This window comes from Pseudomonas cremoricolorata, from assembly GCF_000759535.1.
GTDB classification, from domain to species: Bacteria; Pseudomonadota; Gammaproteobacteria; order Pseudomonadales; family Pseudomonadaceae; genus Aquipseudomonas; species Aquipseudomonas cremoricolorata_A.
In genome coordinates this window covers 2,703,854-2,722,537 of record NZ_CP009455.1, presented here as the reverse complement: position 1 = coordinate 2,722,537, position 18,684 = coordinate 2,703,854, and the positions used below count along the sequence as shown (strand labels likewise).

The following is an 18,684-nucleotide window of genomic DNA, read 5'->3' as shown; positions in this document are numbered from 1 at the left end:
GCTCTCCTGCTACAGGCGCGGTTCGAGACGACTACCAGCGCTGCCCGAACGCGGCGCGGCCGGTTCGAAGCGGACGTGGTCGTCGCGGTAACGATCGACACGCTCGGCGGCAAGCGACGGGTGTTCCAGCTGCTGGTCTTCGGCAGCGCGGCGTTGCGCGGCGGCCTCGGCCTGGGCACGGCGCTCGCCGGCGCGGCGTTCCAGGGGCCAGCGAATCAGCACGAAGAGGACGTACAGGATGAAGGCGATCAGGCCATACATCGCCAGATCGGACGCCGCGCGCCAGGCGTTGTTGCCGACCTTGAAGGCGAGGTCGAGGGTACTGATGGCCACGGCCGGAGCGAAACTGTCCTTGGCCGGGTCGACGATGGTCGGGCTGAACAACAGCACCGCCAGCACGACGCGCAAGGGTTCGCGCAGCCACCGCCACATCCAGCCGGTGAGTTTGAAAAAGACCAGCAGGCAGCCCAGAGCGGCAAAGGCATACAGGCCCCACGCGAGGGTGTAGTCGTGTTCGGTCATGGTGTGGGTGCACGCCAGGGAAAGAGTTGCCTATGATAACGACTTTTCCGGGCGCAGGCGCCCCCCATGCCGGCCATGCACGGGTTGACCCGGCACAGCCCCAGCCAAGAGAATCCGATGCCCGCCACCGATCGCACCGCCCAGCCGCCCATCGCCCGCACGCGGTCCTCCGGCGATCCCTACGCCTGGCTGCAACAACGCGACGACGCTGAAGTCCTGGCCTACCTGGAAGCCGAGAATACCTACCAGCAAACCTGCCTGGCACATCAGGCCCAGGCGCGCGAGACGCTGTTCGAGGAAATCAAAGGGCGCATCCTGGAAACCGACCTGTCGCTGCCTTCGCCGTGGGGGCCGTACCTGTACTACACGCGCACCACCGCCGGAGACGAATACCCACGCCATTACCGTTGCCCAAGGCCGGCCGACGATTCCAACCAGGTCGACGAGCAAGGCGAGGAACTGCTGCTCGACCCCAACGCGCTGGCCGCTGGCGGTTTTCTGTCGCTCGGCGCCTTCAGTGTCAGCCCCGACCATCAGCGCCTGGCCTACAGCCTCGATACCAGTGGCGATGAGGTCTACACGCTGTTCGTCAAGGAACTGAGCAGCGGCGCCGTCACCGCCCTGCCCTTCGACGACTGCGACGGCAGCATGACTTGGGCCAACGACAGCCAGACGCTGTTCTTCAGCGAGCTGGACGACACTCACCGACCCTGGCGCCTGCGCCGTCACACCCTTGGCCAGGACACTGCGCAGACGGTGTTCGAAGAGCCCGACGGACGCTTCTTCCTGCACTGCTACCGCAGCAGTTCCGAACGCCAATTGGTGCTGCTGCTCAATAGCAAGACCACCAGCGAAGCCTGGGTGCTCGACGCCGGCACGCCCAACGCCGCGTTCACCTGCCTGGCCCCGCGCATCGAGGGCCATGAGTACTTCCCCGACCACGGCCAGCTCGATGGCCAGTGGCGCTGGTTCATCCGCAGTAACCAGCATGGCATCAACTTCGCGCTGTTCCACGCCCCGGCCGACCAGGTGCCGAGCCAGCAACAGTGGCAGGTGCTGGTAGCCCATCGCGAGCAGGTCATGCTCGAAGGCCTCAATCTCAATGCCGGCGCCTACACCCTGAGCCTGCGCGAAGGCGGCCTGCCGATCATCGAAGTGCACCCGCAGGGCCTGGAGGCGTATCGCGTCGAGTTGCCCGATGCCGCCTACAGCCTGTATGTGCAGGACAGCCTGGAGTTCGTCAGCGCGCGCATTCGCCTGCGGTATGAAGCGCTCAATCGGCCTGCCCAGGTGCGTCAACTGAACCTGGTCGATGGCGCGCAGACGGTGCTCAAGCAAACCCCGGTGCTGGGCGACTTCGATGCCGACGCCTACGTCAGCGAGCGCTTGTGGGCGACCGCCGCCGATGGCACCCAGGTGCCGATCAGCCTGGTGCGAAGGCGCAGCGATCTGCAGCGCACGGTGCCCCTGTACCTGTATGGCTACGGTGCCTACGGCGAGAGCCTCGACCCGTGGTTCTCCCACGCACGGTTGAGTCTGCTCGAGCGCGGCGTGGCCTTCGCCATCGCCCATGTGCGCGGCGGCGGCGAGCTGGGCGAGGCCTGGTACCGCGCCGGCAAGCAGGCGCAGAAGCAGAACACCTTCGATGACTTCATCGCCTGCGCCGAGCACCTGATCGACACCGGGGTCACCACCGCCGACCGCCTGGCGATCAGCGGTGGCAGCGCTGGCGGGCTGTTGATCGGGGCGGTGCTCAACCAGCGCCCCGAGCTGTTCGGCTGCGCCATCGCCGAGGTGCCGTTCGTCGACGTGCTCAACACCATGCTCGACCCGGACCTGCCGCTGACCGTCACCGAGTATGATGAGTGGGGCAACCCCCAGGATCCGGAGGTGCATGCGCGCATCAAGGCCTATGCGCCGTACGAAAACGTCAAGGCCCAGGCCTACCCGGCCATGCTGGTAGTCGCCGGCTACAACGACAGCCGGGTGCAGTACTGGGAAGCGGCGAAATGGGTGGCGCGTCTGCGTACGCTCAAGACCGACGACAACCTGCTGCTGCTGAAAACCGAAATGGACGCCGGACACGGCGGCATGAGCGGGCGTTACCAGGGGCTACGGGACGTGGCGCTGGAGTATGCGTTCGTGCTGGAAACACTGCAGGTTGCCTAATCGCGGCCTGGAAGCCTGGCCGACGGCGTCTGCGCCGGCTGCGCCAGCGGCTGATCCTTGGGCGGGCCAGGCAGCGGCATGGGCGGCAGGGCCGGCCCACCGGGCTTGCCGGCGCCTTGACGCGGTGGGCTGCTTGGGGTGATTTGCGGATAAGGCGAGGGCGTGGCCGTGCCAGGCGCGCCCGGCGCCGGATTGAGCACCTGCGGCTGGGGCGCGGCGGCGTGAGCCGAGGCCCAGCCCGTCAGTAATGCGGCGATCAACAAGACGCGCATGGGTGAGCTCCGTTTCCTGAAAACGCTCTACAGGCTACCTGCTGGTTACACATCACGCCTGTCCGGAGTGCCGAGAGGCAGGCTAGACTTCATCCAACCGTCATTCGACTGCACACAACAGAAAAGGTAACACCATGAGCTCGGCCTCTACTTCCGCCGCCACCGCGCGCCTCGACCGCATCCTTGCCGACGCCAAGCGCGACAAGGAAATGGGCTACCGCGACAAGGCCCTGAAGATGTACCCGCACGTCTGCGGCCGCTGCGCCCGCGAGTTCGCCGGCAAGCGCCTGTCGGAGCTGACCGTGCATCACCGCGACCACAACCACGACAACAATCCCCAGGACGGCTCCAACTGGGAACTGCTGTGCCTGTACTGCCACGACAACGAACACTCCCGCTACACCGACCAGCAGTACTTCAGCGATGGCTCGCTGAGTTCCCCAACGACCGCCAAGGCGACCCACAACCCCTTCGCGGCACTGGGCGATCTGCTGAAAAAGTGACACTGCCGGCCATGGCCCGAGCGCCAGCCGGCAACCCGGCTGAACGCCTGGCCGCAGGCTGCGGTCAGCTCCTGTACCTACCCTTTCAGGAGATCAGCCATGCGCGACATTCTTTCCAACGAGCATAACGTCCAGGGCATCGAGCGTATCGGCTCGGTTGCCGGCGGCGCCCTGATGATTACCAAGGGCCTGCGCAAGGGCGGCTTCCTCGGCCTGGTGCAGATCGCCATGGGCGGCTTTGCGGTAGCGCGTGGCGTGCGCGGGCAGTGCGCTGCCAAGACCTGGTTCCAGGAGCATCGCTCGGAGTACCTGCGCCTGCGTGAGGGCATCGAACATGACGCCGCCGAGCTGACCAGGCTCAAGGCCAGCGCCGACGCCGCCACCCGCGGCGTGACCGTCACCGGTAAAGATCCGCTGTAATCTGCCAGGGCCGCCGCTCCGCGGCCCACGCTTGCCGGGCTAGGGACGCAGCACTTTGCTCTGCAACACTTCCGAGCGACGTCCCAGCACGCTCTCGCTGATCTGCACGAATTCTTCGGTACTCACGCTGGACAAGCGCATCAGCGCGCGCACTACATCATCCAGCGACCGCTTGGCGTGGGTGTGGATACGGATCTCGCTGTCCAGCGCCTGCAACAGCAGTACGCCTCGTGCCACCTGAGCCGCAGAGGCCTGCTCGCCGCGCAAGGTGGTCACTGCACTGGCCTGCTTTTGCAGACGCACCTGCAGCACCTGATAGCGGTCATCGCTGATTCCGCCGGCCCGGCGCAGCAGCTCGACGGCGTAGTGCTGGTTAAGGCTTTCGCTCAGCCAGTCACTGCGCTCGCGGTCACGGACTTGGGTAAACACCTGCACCACATCGCGCAGCAGTGGGCTGGCGCCGCTGTCGTCGATCAGCGCGCGGTTGCTGTGCAGGAAGATCGATTGATACCCCACCGACGCGCCGCGCCACATGCCGTCACGGGCGCCGACCACCAACAGCTTGCCCGGGGTGCGCGGAAAGATCGCCTGGGCCTGCGGCCAGACCACGGTGAGCAAGGTCAGCGTGTCCATGCGCCGCATGCCCTGGCCTTGGGGTGCAGCGACGGTGACCTCGGTTTCACCCAGACGGGCACGGCGGCTGCCCAGATTGCCGGCCAGTATCCAGCCGGTGGGACGGTCGAACAGCCGTGACACGGTGTCGATGCGAAACTTGTGCTTGCCGATGCGCGGCCAGGCGGTCTCGACGCTTTTCCAACCCTCGGGAAGCGTGAAACTCAGACGCGCGACCAGCTCGGTGCCATCCTGCTGATCGAGGCGCGCGGTAGGCACCAGTTGCTCACCGCGAAACACTGCCCAGTGCGGGGTGATGCGGCTGGTGAACACGCCGTTGGCTGCTGGCTGATCCAGCCGCACACGGTAGCTCAGCTGGCTCTTGCCGGGGCCCGGCTGCCAGACCCCACGTGTGCCCTGGCGCTGCCATTGGCCATCGGCGTGAAAGTCGCTATAGAGCTCGCCGCTGCCCAGGTCGAAGTCCAGGCTGCGCACCGTGCGGCCGTCCGCCAGCGACAGTTGCACCTCGGCCTGCCCGCTTTGCGGCAACAGGCGCACGGCATAATCGAGGTCGACTTTCTTGGCGAAGGCAGGGCTGCTGAGCAGCAGGCTCAATAGCAACAACAACCGGACATGCATGCAGGGACTCCTTGTCGGGGCGGGTACGCAGGGCTTAGGTCAGCCGGCGCGGAAGATCAGGTGGTCTTCCCAGTCGTCTTCGTTGACCTCGGACTCGCTGAGCATGCGCCCGGCCTGGGAGATGCGCTGGGCATGAACCTGGCTGCGATCGCCGCAGACCAGCGGATGCCAGGCGGGAAGGTCCTGGCCTTCACTGACCAGACGATAGCCACACGTGGTCGGCAACCACTTGAACTGGTCGGCCTTGCCCGGTGTGAGCTGGATGCAGTCAGGCACGGCGGCGAAGCGCCCTGGGTAATCGCTGCACTGGCAGGTCTGCAGGTCGAGCAGCTTGCAGGCGATGCGCGTGTAGTACACGCCACCGTCGTCTTCATCCTCGAGCTTTTGCAGGCAACACAGGCCGCAGCCGTCGCACAGCGATTCCCATTCGACCGGGCTCAGTTGTTCGAGGGTCTTGCGCCGCCAGAACGGCGCGGTGTCTGCGTTCATCAAACAGGGTTCCAGCGATGGGTTTCAGACCGCCAGGCGCGGCGGCGCCAGTCTAGAGCCTGCCCGACCGCTTTGCCAGACCGCTTGTCAGCGCTGCGGCTACGCGCTAGCGTGCAGCCTTTCCTACCCAGCGCTGGGCGGAACCCCAGACTGTGGCGGGTTGCACCTGCGCCTGCCAGAGCCTCTTTGCCCCCTTTCTCGACAGGAGCCGCCATGAGTGCCAACCCTCGTATCACCGAGCATGCCATCGACGAGCAGTTCATCAATCGCTGGTCACCACGGGCATTCAACGCCGAACCGATCAGCGAAGACACCCTGCTCAGCTTCATCGAAGCCGCGCGCTGGGCGCCTTCGGCCTACAACTCGCAGCCTTGGCGTTTCCTCTATGCACGCCGCGACAGCGCCCACTGGGAACACTTTCTCGACCTGCTGGTGCCGTTCAACCGCAGTTGGGCGCAGCACGCATCGGCTCTGGTGCTGATCCTCTCCAAGACCACCTTCACCGCCCCCGGCGCCAGCGAAGAAAGCCCGGCCCTGTGGCACACCTTCGACACCGGCGCAGCCTGGGGTCACCTGGCGCTGCAAGCGAGCCTGAGCGGCTGGCACACCCATGGCATGGCCGGCTTCGACCAAGAGCGCACGCGCAGCGAGCTGAACATCCCTGACGACTACGCCGTGCATGCCTTCATCGCCATCGGCAAGCAGGGTGATAAATCCACCCTGGCCGAAGCGCTGCAAGCCCGCGAAGTGCCCAGCAGCCGCCTGCCGCTGAGCGCGCTGGCCGCAGAGGGCGAGTTCAGCCTGTAACGCACCTGACGCGGCGGCCTGCCCTCAGGCAGCGCCGCTGCCTCAATAGCCGCGCTGGAAATCCACCTCACCGCGCAGCGGCTCACCGTTCTGATACGCACGCAGATTCTCGACGAACAGCCGCACCAGCGCCGGCGGTGATGTTGGTGCGGCGCTGTGGCCGGTAAGCAGCAGGCCCCAGGCGGTCCAGAACGGGTGCTTGGGCGGCAGCGGCTCCTGGCGGCAGACGTCGATCACCGCCCCGGCCAGATGCCCTTGGCGCAGCGCCTCGACCAGGTCGGCATCGACGATCGCTGCACCGCGCCCGGCATTGATCAGCAACGCTTCAGGGTTGAACTGGCGCAGCAGCGCCGCGTCGAAGATGTCCTGCGTGGCGGGCGTGTCCGGCAGCAGGTTGAGCACGTAGTCGGCCTGCGCCACCAGCCGCGGCAGCGCATCCAGACCGGCCACCTCGGCGAACGGTGCCTGCGCCCGAGCGCTGTTGGCAACCCCGTGCAGAATCACCCCGAACGGCGCCAGGTACTGCGCCACCTGCTGGCCTATCTCGCCGCAGCCCACGATCAGCACCCGCCGCCCCTCCAGGCTGCGTCCAGGCCGCTCATCCCAGCGCCGCTCCACCTGACTCAGCAAACGCGACAGCACTTCGCGCTCGTGGCTGAGCATATAGGTGAGCATGTACTCGGCCATCACCTGACCAAACACACCCACCGCACGGGTCAGCCGATAGCTTCGCGGCAAGCCGTCGCGCAGCAGTGGCGTGATGCCGGCCCAGGTCGACTGCATCCAGCTGGGCAGCGCGCCGCTGCGCAGCAGGTTGGCCAGCAGATCGGGCTGACCGAGCCAGATGTCGGCATCCACCGCCATGCGTTGCAGTTCGGCGGGGTCGCCGCTGCTCAATACCTGCACTTCAGGTGCATGATCGGCAAGCAGACGGGCATAGGTGGCGTGAGCCTTTTCGGCGATCAGCACGGGCATGGCAGGTGAACCTTGGCAGGCGATGCGGCCCGGTGGCGGGCCAGCATCAAGGGCGGGGCGTAGACGAGGGCGAACTCAGACGGGATCGTTGCGGCGCAGCAGTTCTTCGGGCAGGTGCTCGATGTATTCCTCTTCGGCAGGCGGCATCTGCAGGTGATAGCCCTGGCTGTCGAGGTTCTCCAGCACCTTGGTGATGTCCTCGCGGGCCAGGGTGCGTTCGGGAGTCAACACCAGGTCGAAGGCGTGCACGGGGGTGCCAAAGAACGGCAACAGGCCTTCCGGCACACGCTCGAGGCCGTCGGCCTTGAGCACGTACAGGTACATTTCATTCTTGCGCGGGCTTTTGTAGATCGAACAGATGCGTTTCATGACGGGTCTCCGGCACCTGCCAGGTCATCGAGCAGGGCCTGGCCCATTCGCTCGCGGCGCCAGCCACGCAGCGAATCGGGCAATTGATAGGGGCCGTTCGGGTAGCCGCTCTTGAGCAGCGCTTCGAGGGTCTTCTTGCGCAGCATCAGTTCCGGAGCGATGCCCAGCCGCTCGCCCTCGGCCTGGCCGATGGCGCGCAGGCGCTTGAGGATGCCGGACGCTTCGATGGGCAGCGGCTCGGGTTGCGCCGGTGGCCAGTCCTCGGGGGGCAGGTTGCCGGCCTGCTTGAGCAGCTTGAGCAGGTGTTCGCCATCCTGGCGCAAGGTGCGCGGGTGGATGTCGTCGATACGGGCCAGGGCGGCGAGGCTTTCCGGTTGGCTCTTGGCCATCGGCCACAGCGACTGCTCGCGCAGGATGCGGCTGCGCGGCACATCGCGGCTGCGCGCCTCGCGCTCGCGCCAGGCGCACAGTTCACGTAATACGGCCAACTGCTGGCGCGACAGCTTCCAGGCCAGCTTGACGTCGCGGTACAGGCCCTCCGGGGGCACTTCACGGCGCATCTGCGCCACCAGCTCGGCGCCATCTTCCAGCACCCAGGCGAATTTATCCGCCGACAGGCGCGGACGCAGCGCCGCGAACAGCTCGGCCAGGTGCACGGCGTCTTCGGCGGCGTAACTGACCTGAGTGTCGGAAAGCGGCCGCTGCAACCAGTCGGAGCGTGTCTCGCCCTTGGGCAGCTCGATGCCGAGCACCTCGTTGACCAGGCGCGAATAACCCATCGAGAAGCCGATGTTCAGGTAGCCGGCCGCCAGTTGCGTGTCGAACAGCGGTTGCGGCAACTTGCCAGTCAGGCGCAGCAGCACTTCGAGGTCTTCGCTGCAGGCGTGCAGCACCTTGATCACCGCGGAGTCTTCCAGCAGTTCGCCAAGCGGGGTCCAATTGCTGATCGTCAGCGGGTCGATGAGAAAGGCGCGTTGCCCGTCACCGATCTGGATCAACCCGGCCTTGGGGTAGAAGGTATCGACGCGCATGAACTCGGTGTCGACGGCCACGAACGGCAGTTCGTGCCAGTGTCGGCAGTGTTCGGCCAAGGCCTGATCGTCACGGATCCAGTGTATTTCGATGGGCACGAGGCTCTCCTACAAACAGTGGCGCGCAGTATATACGTCGAGGCCCCTGCGGGTGAAACCCGCACCGTGGTAGCCGGTCACAAGGCAGTACGATGACAGTCCCGACTGCCCGGCGCTGCGCCAGGCCCGGCAAGTTCGCCAGGCACCGGCAGCGGGTCTATCCTCAGCCACACCACCCTGTACCCCTGAACCGAGGTGAAGAGATGCCAGTTCCGCACGATTTGCTCGCCGACCTGAACATGACTGCCGACACCTTCCAGGCGCTGATCGACCAGGATCAGAACCTGCACACCCTGCACAAACAGTACAACGCCAAGGACAAGGAAGTGCTGGTGGCCGAGCGCAACGGCACCAGCGACGAGGCCATCAACCGCATGCGCAAGGAGCGCCTGCTGCTCAAGGACCAGATCGAGCGCATCGTTCACCCAACCCAGAACTGACCCCTCGCCCATTGGCTGCGCCCGGTTTGGCCGGGCCAGCCATCGCTCACCCCGCCGCCGCAGCCAGCGCCGTGTCCAGGTCGTCGATCAGGTCGCGGTAGTCCTCCACGCCCACCGACAGGCGCAGCAGGTTCTCGCTGATGCCCATGCCGTGCTTCTGCTCGGCGCTGAGCGAGCAATGCGACATGCTCCAGGAGTGGTTGATCATGCTCTCGACCCCGCCCAGCGAGTCGGCCAGCACGAACAACTGCAACGCCTCCACCAAACGATTGAGCGCAGCGTGATCGCCCTTCACGCGCATCGCCACCACCGCACCGCCACTGCGCATCTGCCGCTGACAGAGCGCGTGTTGGGGATGGCTGGGCAGGCCTGGGTAGAACACCTGCTCGATCTGTGCGTGGTTTTCCAGAAAGCGCGCCACCTGCAAGGCATTGGCGCACTGGCGCTCCATGCGCACATCCAGGGTCTTCAGCCCGCGCAGCGCCAGGTAGCAGTCGAACGGCCCCTGCACTGCGCCAATGCTCATGCTGATCCGCCGCAGTCGCGCAAGCAGGGTCTCGTTGGCGGCGACGACGATGCCACCGGTCAGGTCCGAGTGGCCGCCGATGTATTTACTCGCCGAGTGCATCACCAGATCGACGCCGAGGCTGATCGGCCGCTGGTTCCACGGCGAGCAGAAGGTGTTGTCGATGCAGGTGAGAATGCCGCGGGCCTTGGCCAGCTCGCACAGCGCCTTGATGTCGACCAAGCGCAGCAACGGGTTGGTGGGCGATTCGATCCAGATCAGCTGGGTATTGGGCTGCAGGGCGGCAGCGACGGCGTCCAGGTCGTTGAGGTCGACATAACTCGTGGTCAGTCCTGAGGTGTGCCCGCGAAAATCTTCGAGAATGCGAAACGTGCCGCCGTAGACGCCGTTCATGACCACCACGTGGGCATCCTTGGGCAGCAGCTCGAGCACTGTGGCGGTGGCGTTGACACCTGAGGCACAGGCGACCGCACCGACGCCCTCTTCCAGCGCCGCGACGCAGCTCTCATAGGCGTGCCGGGTCGGGTTGCCGACCCGGCTGTAGGAATACTCAGGCGTGTCGTCGAGGCTGCGCTTGATGAACGAGCTGGCCGTGACGATGGGCGGGAAAATGGCGTTGTCGGCGACGCGGGACTGCTCGCCAGCGTGGATCGTACGGGTGGCAAAACTACGCGGCTTGTCGGCCATGGCGGGCTCCGGTGGCTGGGAAGTGGCATCACTATGGCACAGGCATCACTGGCAGCGACGCCGCCACACGCCAGGGGATGCTTTTTCCCGCCCAGACGGTAGTCTTGAGACCTTCACCCTCAGGATCGCCCGCAACACCATGGACAGTTTCGACCAGCACATCCTCACCCTGCTGCAGCGCGATGCCTCGATGTCGCTCAAAGACCTGGCCGAGGCCGTCAACCTCTCGACCACCCCCTGCTGGAAACGGGTCAAGCGCCTGGAGGAAGACGGCTATATACGCGGCCGGGTCGCCCTGCTCGACCCGGAGCGTCTGGGGCTGGGGCTGACGGTGTTCGTCCAGCTCAAGACCCAGCGCCACGACAGCGCCTGGCTGGAACGCTTCGGCGCCACCATCACGGCCTTCGAAGAGGTGATGGAGTGCTACCGCATGGCCGGTGACTGGGACTACCTGCTGCGCGTGGTGGTGGCCGACATCGCCGCCTACGACCGCTTCTACAAGAAGCTGATCAACTGCACCGAAGGCTTGTCCAACGTGACCTCGAGCTTTGCCATGGAAAAGATGAAATACACCACGGCCTATCCCGTACGTCGCAGTTGAACGCTGATAGAGGCGATCGATGGTACGGTCGGTGAAAGCGATTTGACGGCGCCCCGATTCACGCTATAGCGTGGCCCATGCCGGGACGCGCTGCATCAAGGGCTCCTGGCAACTCTTCTGGCAACACAGGCAACGACGTGAACGACGCTTTGATCGACGGTTTCAATCGCAAGATCGACTACCTGCGGATGTCAGTGACCGACCGTTGCGATTTCCGCTGCGTCTATTGCATGGCCGAAGACATGCAGTTCCTGCCGCGCCAGCAGATTCTTTCCCTCGAAGAGCTGTACCAGATCGCCGAACGCTTCGTTGCCCTTGGCACGCGCAAGATTCGCCTCACCGGCGGCGAACCACTGGTGCGCCAAGGCATCGTCGAGCTGTGCCAGCGTATCGCTGCCCTGCCCGGCCTGCGCGAACTGTGCCTGACCAGCAACGGCTCGCAACTGCCGCGCCTGGCCCAGCCGTTGTTCGACGCGGGTGTCACCCGGCTCAACATCAGCCTCGACAGCCTGAAACCCGAGCGCTTCCACCAGCTTACTCGCACCGGCGACCTGGCCCAGGTTGTCGCCGGTATCGACGCCGCGCGCGCCGCCGGTTTCCGGCGCACCAAGCTCAACGCGGTGGTGCTCAAGGGGCGCAACGATGACGAACTGGTGGATCTGGTGCGTTTTGCCATCGAGCGCGAGCTGGATATCACCTTCATCGAGGAAATGCCGCTTGGGGTCATCAGCGAGCATGAACGCGGCGAATCCTTCTGTTCCAGCGATGAAGTGCGCGAGCGCCTGGCCGAACATTTCACCCTGATCGAGTCGGCCGAATCTTCGGCCGGCCCGGCCCGCTACTGGCGCCTGGCCGAAGCCGCGCAAACCCGAGTCGGCTTCATTTCACCGCACAGCCACAACTTCTGCGCCACCTGCAACCGCGTGCGCCTGACCGTCGAAGGTCGCCTGTTGCTGTGCCTGGGCAACGAACATTCGCTGGACCTCAAGCAGGTCGTGCGTGCCCACCCTGGTGACTGCGCACGGCTCGAAGCGGCCATCCGCGATGCGGTTCAGCTCAAGCCTTACCGGCATCACTTCGAGGTCGGCGGTGATGTGCAGATTCTGCGCTTCATGAACATGACCGGCGGCTGACGCCGGCTGCGCACCCAAGTCATCGACGCCGCTCACCACACGATCAACGTGCTCTATTAGAGATGGCGGCAACCCCCGGACTTGGTTATGGTCACAGACCTACGCACGCGCAGGTTTTTCCATGGACATCAAGCAGCTCAAATTCCTTCTGGCCCTCGACCAGACCCGCCACTTCGGCCAAGCTGCCGCCCTCTGCCATGTCACCCAGCCGACCTTGTCGATGCGCCTGCGCAACCTGGAAGACGAGCTGGAGCTGACCTTGGTCAAGCGCGGCCAGCGCTTCGAGGGCTTCACCGAGGCCGGCGAGCGCATCCTGGCCTGGGCACGCACGCTGCTGGCGGCGCACGACGGCCTGCATGCCGAGGCCGCCAGCTGTCGCGGCCAGGTGGTCGGCAACTTGCGCTTGGGTTCGGTGCCATTGGCCAGCTTCAATCCCATGAGCCTGCTGGTGCCGCTGCGTGCCGAACACCCCGGCCTGCAGTTTCAGCTGTCCTCGCTCAGTTCCGAGCAGATCATCGATGGCCTGAGCCGTAACCAGCTGGATTTGGGCATCTGCTATCTGGATCAAGTCGACACCCGCTACTTCGACGTGCTCGAACTGGGTGTGACCACCATGGGCCTGCTGCACGACACCCGTCATCACCGCTTCGAGGCCGAGCAGTTGCCATGGGAGGCGTTGGGCAGCCTTGCCCTGGGCCTGCCGAGCAAAGGCATGCATTACCGCCAGTCGCTCGACTTGAGCCTGCGCAGCCGTGGCCTGGAGCCACGTGTGGTGCTGGAGAGCGACTCCACCTTCCAGTTGCTGCAGGCGGTCAGCGGTGGCTTGTGCTGCGCGGTGATGCCGCTGGACTTCGGCCTGGAGGATGCCAGCGAGCACCTGCGCATCGTGCCGCTGGAGGATGCGCGCATCCGCAGCCAGCTGGGCCTGCTGCTGCGCCGCAGCGAACCGCGTTCGGCCATCGCCGAGCAGTGCTTCGCCCAGGCGCAGAAACTCTTCGGCGCCTGATCAGCGCGCGACAAACTGCGTTAAACTCGCGCCTCTGCTGTCTGGAGCGACCTATGCGCGATGCCCTCAATGCCGGCCTGATCGATTTCCTCAAGGCCTCCCCTACCCCATTCCACGCCACCGCGAGCCTGGCCCAGCGCCTGGAAGCAGCCGGCTACCAGCGCCTTGACGAGCGTGACAGTTGGTCGACGGTGCCCGGCGGGCGCTACTACGTGACCCGCAACGACTCGTCGCTGATCGCCATCAGCCTGGGCCGGCAGGCGCCGCTGCGCGGCGGTATTCGCATGGTCGGCGCGCACACCGACAGCCCTTGCCTGCGGGTCAAGCCGCAACCTGAACTGCAACGCCACGGCTTCCTGCAACTGGGCGTCGAGGTGTATGGCGGCGCGTTGCTGGCACCGTGGTTCGACCGCGACCTGTCGCTGGCCGGGCGCGTGACCTTCCGCCGCGACGGCAAGGTGGAAAGCCAGCTGATCGACTTCAAGCTGCCCATCGCGATCATTCCCAACTTGGCGATCCACCTCAACCGCACCGCCAACGAAGGCTGGGCGATCAACCCGCAAAGCGAACTGCCGCCCATTCTGGCGCAGGTGGCCGGGGACGAGCGTGTCGACTTCCGCGCCCTGCTCACCGAGCAACTGGCCCGCGAGCACGAACTGATCGCCGACGTGGTGCTCGATTACGAGCTGAGCTTCTACGACACCCAGGACGCTGCCCTAATCGGCTTGAACGGCGACTTCATCGCCGGCGCCCGCCTGGACAACCTGCTGTCGTGCTATGCCGGCCTGCAAGCGCTGCTCAGCGCCGACAGCGAAGAGACCTGCGTGCTGGTGTGCACCGATCACGAAGAAATCGGCTCGGCCTCGGCCTGCGGCGCCGACGGCCCGATGCTCGAACAGACCCTGCAACGGCTGCTGCCCAACGGCGATGAGTACGTGCGCACCATCCAACGCTCGCTGATGATCTCGGCCGACAACGCCCACGGCGTGCACCCCAACTACGCCGAAAAGCACGATGCCAACCACGGACCCAAGCTCAATGCCGGCCCGGTGATCAAGGTCAACAGCAACCAGCGCTACGCCACCAACAGCGAAACCGCGGGCTTCTTCCGCCACCTGTGCATGGCCGAGGAAGTGCCGGTGCAAAGCTTCGTGGTGCGCAGCGACATGGGCTGCGGCTCGACCATCGGCCCGATCACCGCCAGCCATCTGGGCGTGCGCACGGTGGACATCGGCCTGCCGACCTTCGCCATGCACTCGATCCGCGAGCTGTGCGGCAGCCATGATCTGGCGCATCTGGTCAAAGTGCTGGCCGCGTTCTATCGCAGCCACGACCTGCCCTGATCGACCCGCCGCCGCGCAGTCAACTTTCGCCGCGCCGCGGCATCAAACCTTCAGACGCTGCCGCCGCCAAGCCCATGGCGGCGGCGCCCCACCTGGCTGCTCTGGAGGTTTCATGAAAACCCGCACGCTGCTTCTGCTTGCCTGTATCCCCCTCGCCCTGGCCGCCTGCAGTAGCAGCAGCGAACGCTCGGCCTCGGCCCCCGCGACCATGCAGGTCGATCTGCAACGCTACCAGGGCACCTGGTACGAACTGGCACGGCTGCCGATGTTCTTCCAGCGCAAGTGCGTACAGTCCGAAGCCCACTACGCCCTGCGCGAAGACGGTCGGATCGACGTCACCAACCGTTGCCGCGACAAGGACGGCGAACTCAGCGAGGTCAACGGCATCGCCGAGCCGCAGGTGGCCGGCCGTACCGACAAGCTCTGGGTGCGCTTCAACAACTGGTTCAGCCGCATCGCCCCAGGCCTGACCAAGGGCCAGTACTGGGTGCTCTACCACGATCCCGACTACAAGGTTGCAGTGGTCGGCCACCCCGACCGCGACTACCTGTGGCTGTTGTCGCGCACCCCCGAAGTCACCCCCGCGGTACGTGAGCAACTGCTGAAAGTGGCGAAGGATCAGGGCTATGACACGTCGGAGTTGATCTGGCGCAAGTGATGTGAAGAGTTGAGGGGGGCTGCAATGGCGTCGTGTTCTTCAGGACGGTCAGGCGCAGCCACCACACCCAAGACACAAAAAAACCGGGCCACTACTCAGTGGCCCGGTTTTTTTCATCTCGACGATACCGCTCTGACAGCGGCATCAGCTCGACGGTTTACAGCGCCATGTCGCGTGCCGGGTCGTTCTTGGCAGGCGCGTCGGCCGGGGCGGCTTCGACGCTCTGGTCGATGACCGGCGGCTTCTCCAGCTGCAGCACTTCGGCGGTGTAGTTCCACTCTTTCTGCACCGCGGCAGCCGAGTCGTTCAGCTTGGTGCCATAGCTCGGCACGATCTGATGCAGCTTGGCTTGCCACTCAGGGGTCGCGACCTTCTCCTTGAAGATGGTTTCGAGCACGTTGAGCATGATCGGCGCTGCGGTGGAGGCACCTGGCGAGGCACCCAGCAGACCGGCCAGGGTGCGGTCCTTGGAGGCCACCACTTCGGTACCCAGCTTCAGCACGCCGCCGTGTTCGGCATCACGCTTGATGATCTGCACGCGCTGACCGGCCTGCCACAGACGCCAGTCTTCTTTCTTGGCGTGCGGGAAGTAGGTGCGCAGCGCTTCGAAGCGGTCTTCGTCCGACAGCATCAGCTGACCAGCAAGGTATTCAACCAGTGGGTATTGATCGACACCGACCTTGGTCATTGGCCACACGTTGTGCAGCGTGGTGCTCTTGAGCAGGTCGAGGTACGAGCCGTTCTTCAGGAACTTGGTCGAAAAGGTGGCGAATGGGCCAAACAGGATCACCCGCTTGCCGTCCAGCACACGGGTGTCCAGGTGCGGAACCGACATGGGCGGCGCACCGGTGGAGGCAATGCCGTAGGCCTTGGCCATGTGCTGCATGGCCACGCTCGGGTTCTCGGTGACCAGGAACGAACCGCCGACCGGGAAGCCTGCGTATTCCTTGGCTTCTTCGATGCCCGATTTCTGCAGCAGCTTCAGCGCGCCGCCGCCAGCACCGATGAACAGGAACTTGGCGTCGGTGGCCGACTCGCTGCCATCCTTGAGGTTCTTGTACTCGACGTGCCACGAGCCGTCGTCGTTGCGGGTGATGTCCTGCACTTCGCTGGACAGCTTCAGGTCGAAGTTGTCACGGGTCTGCAAGTGCTTGACGAACTGGCGGGTGATCTCGCCGAAGTTGACGTCAGTGCCGATCGGGGTCCAGGTCACCGCGAGCTTCTGGCTCGGGTCACGGCCTTCCATCATCAGCGGAACCCACTTGGCGATCTGCGCGTGGTCTTCAGAGTACTGCATCGGGCGGAACAGCGGGCTGGCTTGCAGCGCGTCGTAACGCTTCTTGAGGAACTTGATGTTGTCATCACCCCACACGAAGCTCATGTGCGGCGTGGTGTTGATGAACGAGTGCGGGTTGTTCAGCACACCCTGACGCACCTGCCACGACCAGAACTGGCGCGAGATCTGGAACGCTTCGTTGATCTCGATGGCCTTGCTGATGTTGATGCTGCCATCCTGGTTTTCCGGGGTGTAGTTCAGCTCAGCCAGCGCAGAGTGACCGGTGCCCGCATTGTTCCAGCCGTTGGAACTCTCTTCAGCCACGCCGTCCAGGCGCTCGACCATCTCCATCGACCAGTTCGGCTCGAGCTCATTGAGCCACACCGCCAGGGTGGAGCTCATGATCCCGCCGCCGACCAGCAGCACGTCTACTTTCTTGGTTTCTGCGGCGTGCGCGTGCATGAAGCTCGCGGCAACAGCCAGACCCAGCAGGGTCTTGCCAGCTTTCTTGAACATTGATCAATTCCAATCGTTAGCACGTAAGGACGGCGAGTGCCTGACCTCGATTGTTTCTGTCCTTCAGCGCACGCTTGTTATTGATCATTGGAGTCGCCAGCCGGAAAACAGCAACGCTCAGCCAAGGGTCAGAAAAACCCTACAAGGCTGAAACGTTTTTCCGATTGTAACCGAAACTCTGGCGTAAACAAATTGTCTGCCGCGTCAAGGCGGCAGGTTGTCCCAGGGCTCGACGACTCAGGCGAGCCGTGCCATTTCTTCGGCGACAATGGCGACCGTCTCGCGAATCTGCGCTTCACTGTGCTCGCACGAGACGAAAAAGCGCACCCGCGCAGCCTGCTCCGGCACCGCCGGATAGACGATGGGTTGGGCATTGATACCCCGCTCGAACAGTGCACTGGACAGCCGTCCGGCCTTGAACGAGCTGCCGGTAATCACCGGAATCACCGCAAGCCCGGTGCTGGTGGCCGTGTCCAGCCCGGCGGCAATCGCCAATCGCAGGAACAGTTCGCCGCGTGCCTGCAACTGTCCGACCCTCTCCCCTTGATCAGCCTTGAGCAGGCGCACCGCGGCCAACGCAGCCGCGGTTACCGACGGCGGCATGCCGACACTGTAGAGAAAGCCTGGGGCGAAGAATTTCAGATGCTCGACCAGCGCGCTGCACCCGGCAATGTATCCGCCGCAACTGGCGAGGGTCTTGCTCAGGGTGCCCATCCAGATATCGACGTCATCGCCGGCCAGCTGGAAATGCTCGCGAATGCCTTGGCCGGTGCGCCCCATGACCCCCAGCGAATGCGCCTCGTCGACCATCAGGAAGACCTTGTGCTTGCGCTTGAGCTCGACGAAGCGCGGCAGGTCCGGGTAGTCGCCGTCCATGCTGTAGATGCCCTCAACCACCACCAGCACGCGCTCGAAGTGCTGGCGCTGCTCACCCAGCAAACGATCAAGGGCTTGCCAGTCGTTGTGGGCGAATGACAGCCGCCGTGCGCCAGACAACTGGATGCCTTGCAGCACGCTGTTGTGGATCAGCTCGTCATGCAGCACCAGGTCGCGCGGGCCGAACAGATAGCCGATGGTGGTGACGTTGGTGGCATGGCCGCTGACCATCACCACCGCGTCATCCACCTGGTACAGCTCGGCCAGCTCGCGCTCCAGCTCGCGGTGCAACGGACGGTCGCCGGAGACCGGGCGGCTGGCCGATACCGAGGTGCCGTAGCGATCGATTGCCGCCTTGGCCGCCTCGGCGACCTCGGCGTGCCCGGAATAGCCCAGGTAGTTATAGCTGGCGAAGTTGACGTAGCGGCGCTCGGCGATGTCCGTCTGCGCCCCGGCAGTGCCTTGGTGCAGGCGGAAGAAAGGGCTGCTCAGGCCCATTCGCGCACCGGTCTGTTGCATCACCCGCAGGTGCTGGTAACCCGGGTACTGGTCGAAGCGGTAGAAGGCCTCGGGGACTTTTTGCGCAGCCTGTTGTGCCTGCTCCAATGTGGCGCCGCTCGCCTGTTCCGGCTCACTGCGCCGGCGCGCCAGCGCTTGCTGGATCAGACGTTGCTTGGCATCCACACCGAGGCCCGTAGGCGTTCTTGCTGTCATC

The 18,684-nt window shown here is 64.9% G+C and carries 20 protein-coding genes; 10 read left to right on the top strand and 10 right to left on the bottom strand.

What is annotated here, in order from left to right:
* Positions 1–9 precede the first annotated feature (9 nt).
* Complete coding sequence (locus LK03_RS11980; RefSeq protein ID WP_038412599.1) at positions 10–522, bottom strand: hypothetical protein; 513 nt, start codon at positions 520–522, stop codon at positions 10–12.
* Between the two features lie 117 nt (positions 523–639).
* Between LK03_RS11980 and LK03_RS11975 the strand changes: the two genes are divergently transcribed.
* Positions 640–2,691, top strand: coding sequence for a S9 family peptidase (locus LK03_RS11975; protein ID WP_038412598.1), 2,052 nt, complete (start codon positions 640–642; stop codon positions 2,689–2,691).
* Here the strand turns inward: LK03_RS11975 and LK03_RS11970 are convergent.
* Positions 2,688–2,963, bottom strand: a complete 276-nt coding sequence (locus LK03_RS11970) for a hypothetical protein (protein ID WP_038412597.1) — start codon at positions 2,961–2,963, stop codon at positions 2,688–2,690. The genes LK03_RS11975 and LK03_RS11970 overlap by 4 nt on opposite strands.
* A 134-nt stretch (positions 2,964–3,097) precedes the next feature.
* On the opposite strand from LK03_RS11970, the gene LK03_RS11965 reads away from it, so the two are divergent.
* Both LK03_RS11965 and LK03_RS11960 read left to right on the top strand, forming a co-directional pair.
* A complete protein-coding gene (locus tag LK03_RS11965) occupies positions 3,098–3,466 on the top strand; it encodes a YajD family HNH nuclease (protein ID WP_038412596.1) in 369 nt (122 codons plus the stop codon).
* A 99-nt stretch (positions 3,467–3,565) separates the two neighbouring features.
* Positions 3,566–3,886, top strand: a complete 321-nt coding sequence (locus LK03_RS11960) for a DUF2892 domain-containing protein (RefSeq protein ID WP_038412595.1) — start codon at positions 3,566–3,568, stop codon at positions 3,884–3,886.
* Positions 3,887–3,925: 39 nt separating this feature from the next.
* On the opposite strand, the gene LK03_RS11955 is transcribed toward LK03_RS11960, so the two are convergent.
* Together LK03_RS11955 and LK03_RS11950 are read right to left on the bottom strand one after the other, a co-directional pair.
* Complete coding sequence (locus tag LK03_RS11955) at positions 3,926–5,137, bottom strand: hypothetical protein (RefSeq protein WP_038412594.1); 1,212 nt, start codon at positions 5,135–5,137, stop codon at positions 3,926–3,928.
* A 39-nt stretch (positions 5,138–5,176) separates the two neighbouring features.
* Entirely contained in the window at positions 5,177–5,626 is a 450-nt protein-coding gene (locus LK03_RS11950; RefSeq protein ID WP_038412593.1) for a YcgN family cysteine cluster protein, read from the bottom strand.
* Between the two features lie 213 nt (positions 5,627–5,839).
* Between LK03_RS11950 and LK03_RS11945 the strand changes: the two genes are divergently transcribed.
* The gene (locus LK03_RS11945) at positions 5,840–6,433 is read left to right on the top strand and encodes a nitroreductase family protein (protein ID WP_038412592.1); all 594 of its coding nucleotides are present in this window, start codon (positions 5,840–5,842) and stop codon (positions 6,431–6,433) included.
* Positions 6,434–6,475: 42 nt separating this feature from the next.
* Here the strand turns inward: LK03_RS11945 and LK03_RS11940 are convergent, their stop codons facing one another.
* The 3 genes from LK03_RS11940 to rnd form a co-directional block, all read right to left on the bottom strand.
* On the bottom strand, positions 6,476–7,408 hold the full coding sequence (locus LK03_RS11940) for a D-2-hydroxyacid dehydrogenase (protein WP_038412591.1): 933 nt from the start codon (positions 7,406–7,408) through the stop codon (positions 6,476–6,478).
* A gap of 75 nt (positions 7,409–7,483) precedes the next feature.
* Positions 7,484–7,777 (bottom strand): YcgL domain-containing protein, encoded by a 294-nt coding sequence (locus LK03_RS11935; protein ID WP_038412589.1) that lies wholly within the window; start codon positions 7,775–7,777, stop codon positions 7,484–7,486.
* A complete protein-coding gene (gene rnd, locus LK03_RS11930; RefSeq protein ID WP_038412587.1) occupies positions 7,774–8,907 on the bottom strand; it encodes a ribonuclease D in 1,134 nt (377 codons plus the stop codon). Before rnd ends, LK03_RS11935 begins: the two co-directional genes overlap by 4 nt.
* A gap of 203 nt (positions 8,908–9,110) precedes the next feature.
* On the opposite strand from rnd, the gene LK03_RS11925 reads away from it, so the two are divergent.
* On the top strand, positions 9,111–9,347 hold the full coding sequence (locus LK03_RS11925; RefSeq protein ID WP_038412585.1) for a YdcH family protein: 237 nt from the start codon (positions 9,111–9,113) through the stop codon (positions 9,345–9,347).
* A 46-nt stretch (positions 9,348–9,393) separates the two neighbouring features.
* Here the strand turns inward: LK03_RS11925 and LK03_RS11920 are convergent, their stop codons facing one another.
* Complete coding sequence (locus LK03_RS11920; protein ID WP_038412583.1) at positions 9,394–10,560, bottom strand: trans-sulfuration enzyme family protein; 1,167 nt, start codon at positions 10,558–10,560, stop codon at positions 9,394–9,396.
* A 139-nt stretch (positions 10,561–10,699) separates the two neighbouring features.
* On the opposite strand from LK03_RS11920, the gene LK03_RS11915 reads away from it, so the two are divergent.
* From LK03_RS11915 to LK03_RS11895, 5 genes are all read left to right on the top strand, one after another.
* A complete protein-coding gene (locus LK03_RS11915) occupies positions 10,700–11,161 on the top strand; it encodes an Lrp/AsnC family transcriptional regulator (protein ID WP_038412582.1) in 462 nt (153 codons plus the stop codon).
* 137 nt (positions 11,162–11,298) lie between these two features.
* A complete protein-coding gene (gene moaA / locus LK03_RS11910; protein ID WP_038412580.1) occupies positions 11,299–12,294 on the top strand; it encodes a GTP 3',8-cyclase MoaA in 996 nt (331 codons plus the stop codon).
* Positions 12,295–12,415: 121 nt separating this feature from the next.
* Positions 12,416–13,300, top strand: a complete 885-nt coding sequence (locus LK03_RS11905) for a LysR family transcriptional regulator (RefSeq protein ID WP_038412578.1) — start codon at positions 12,416–12,418, stop codon at positions 13,298–13,300.
* Positions 13,301–13,353: 53 nt separating this feature from the next.
* On the top strand, positions 13,354–14,643 hold the full coding sequence (locus tag LK03_RS11900) for a M18 family aminopeptidase (RefSeq protein ID WP_038412576.1): 1,290 nt from the start codon (positions 13,354–13,356) through the stop codon (positions 14,641–14,643).
* Between the two features lie 112 nt (positions 14,644–14,755).
* Entirely contained in the window at positions 14,756–15,301 is a 546-nt protein-coding gene (locus LK03_RS11895; protein WP_038412574.1) for a lipocalin family protein, read from the top strand.
* Between the two features lie 157 nt (positions 15,302–15,458).
* On the opposite strand, the gene mqo is transcribed toward LK03_RS11895, so the two are convergent.
* Positions 15,459–17,093 (bottom strand): malate dehydrogenase (quinone), encoded by a 1,635-nt coding sequence (gene mqo, locus LK03_RS11890; RefSeq protein ID WP_038412573.1) that lies wholly within the window; start codon positions 17,091–17,093, stop codon positions 15,459–15,461.
* A 237-nt stretch (positions 17,094–17,330) separates the two neighbouring features.
* Positions 17,331–18,683: an aminotransferase class I/II-fold pyridoxal phosphate-dependent enzyme gene (locus tag LK03_RS11885; RefSeq protein ID WP_038412571.1), complete on the bottom strand. Its 1,353-nt coding sequence runs from the start codon at positions 18,681–18,683 to the stop codon at positions 17,331–17,333.
* Position 18,684 lies beyond the last annotated feature (1 nt).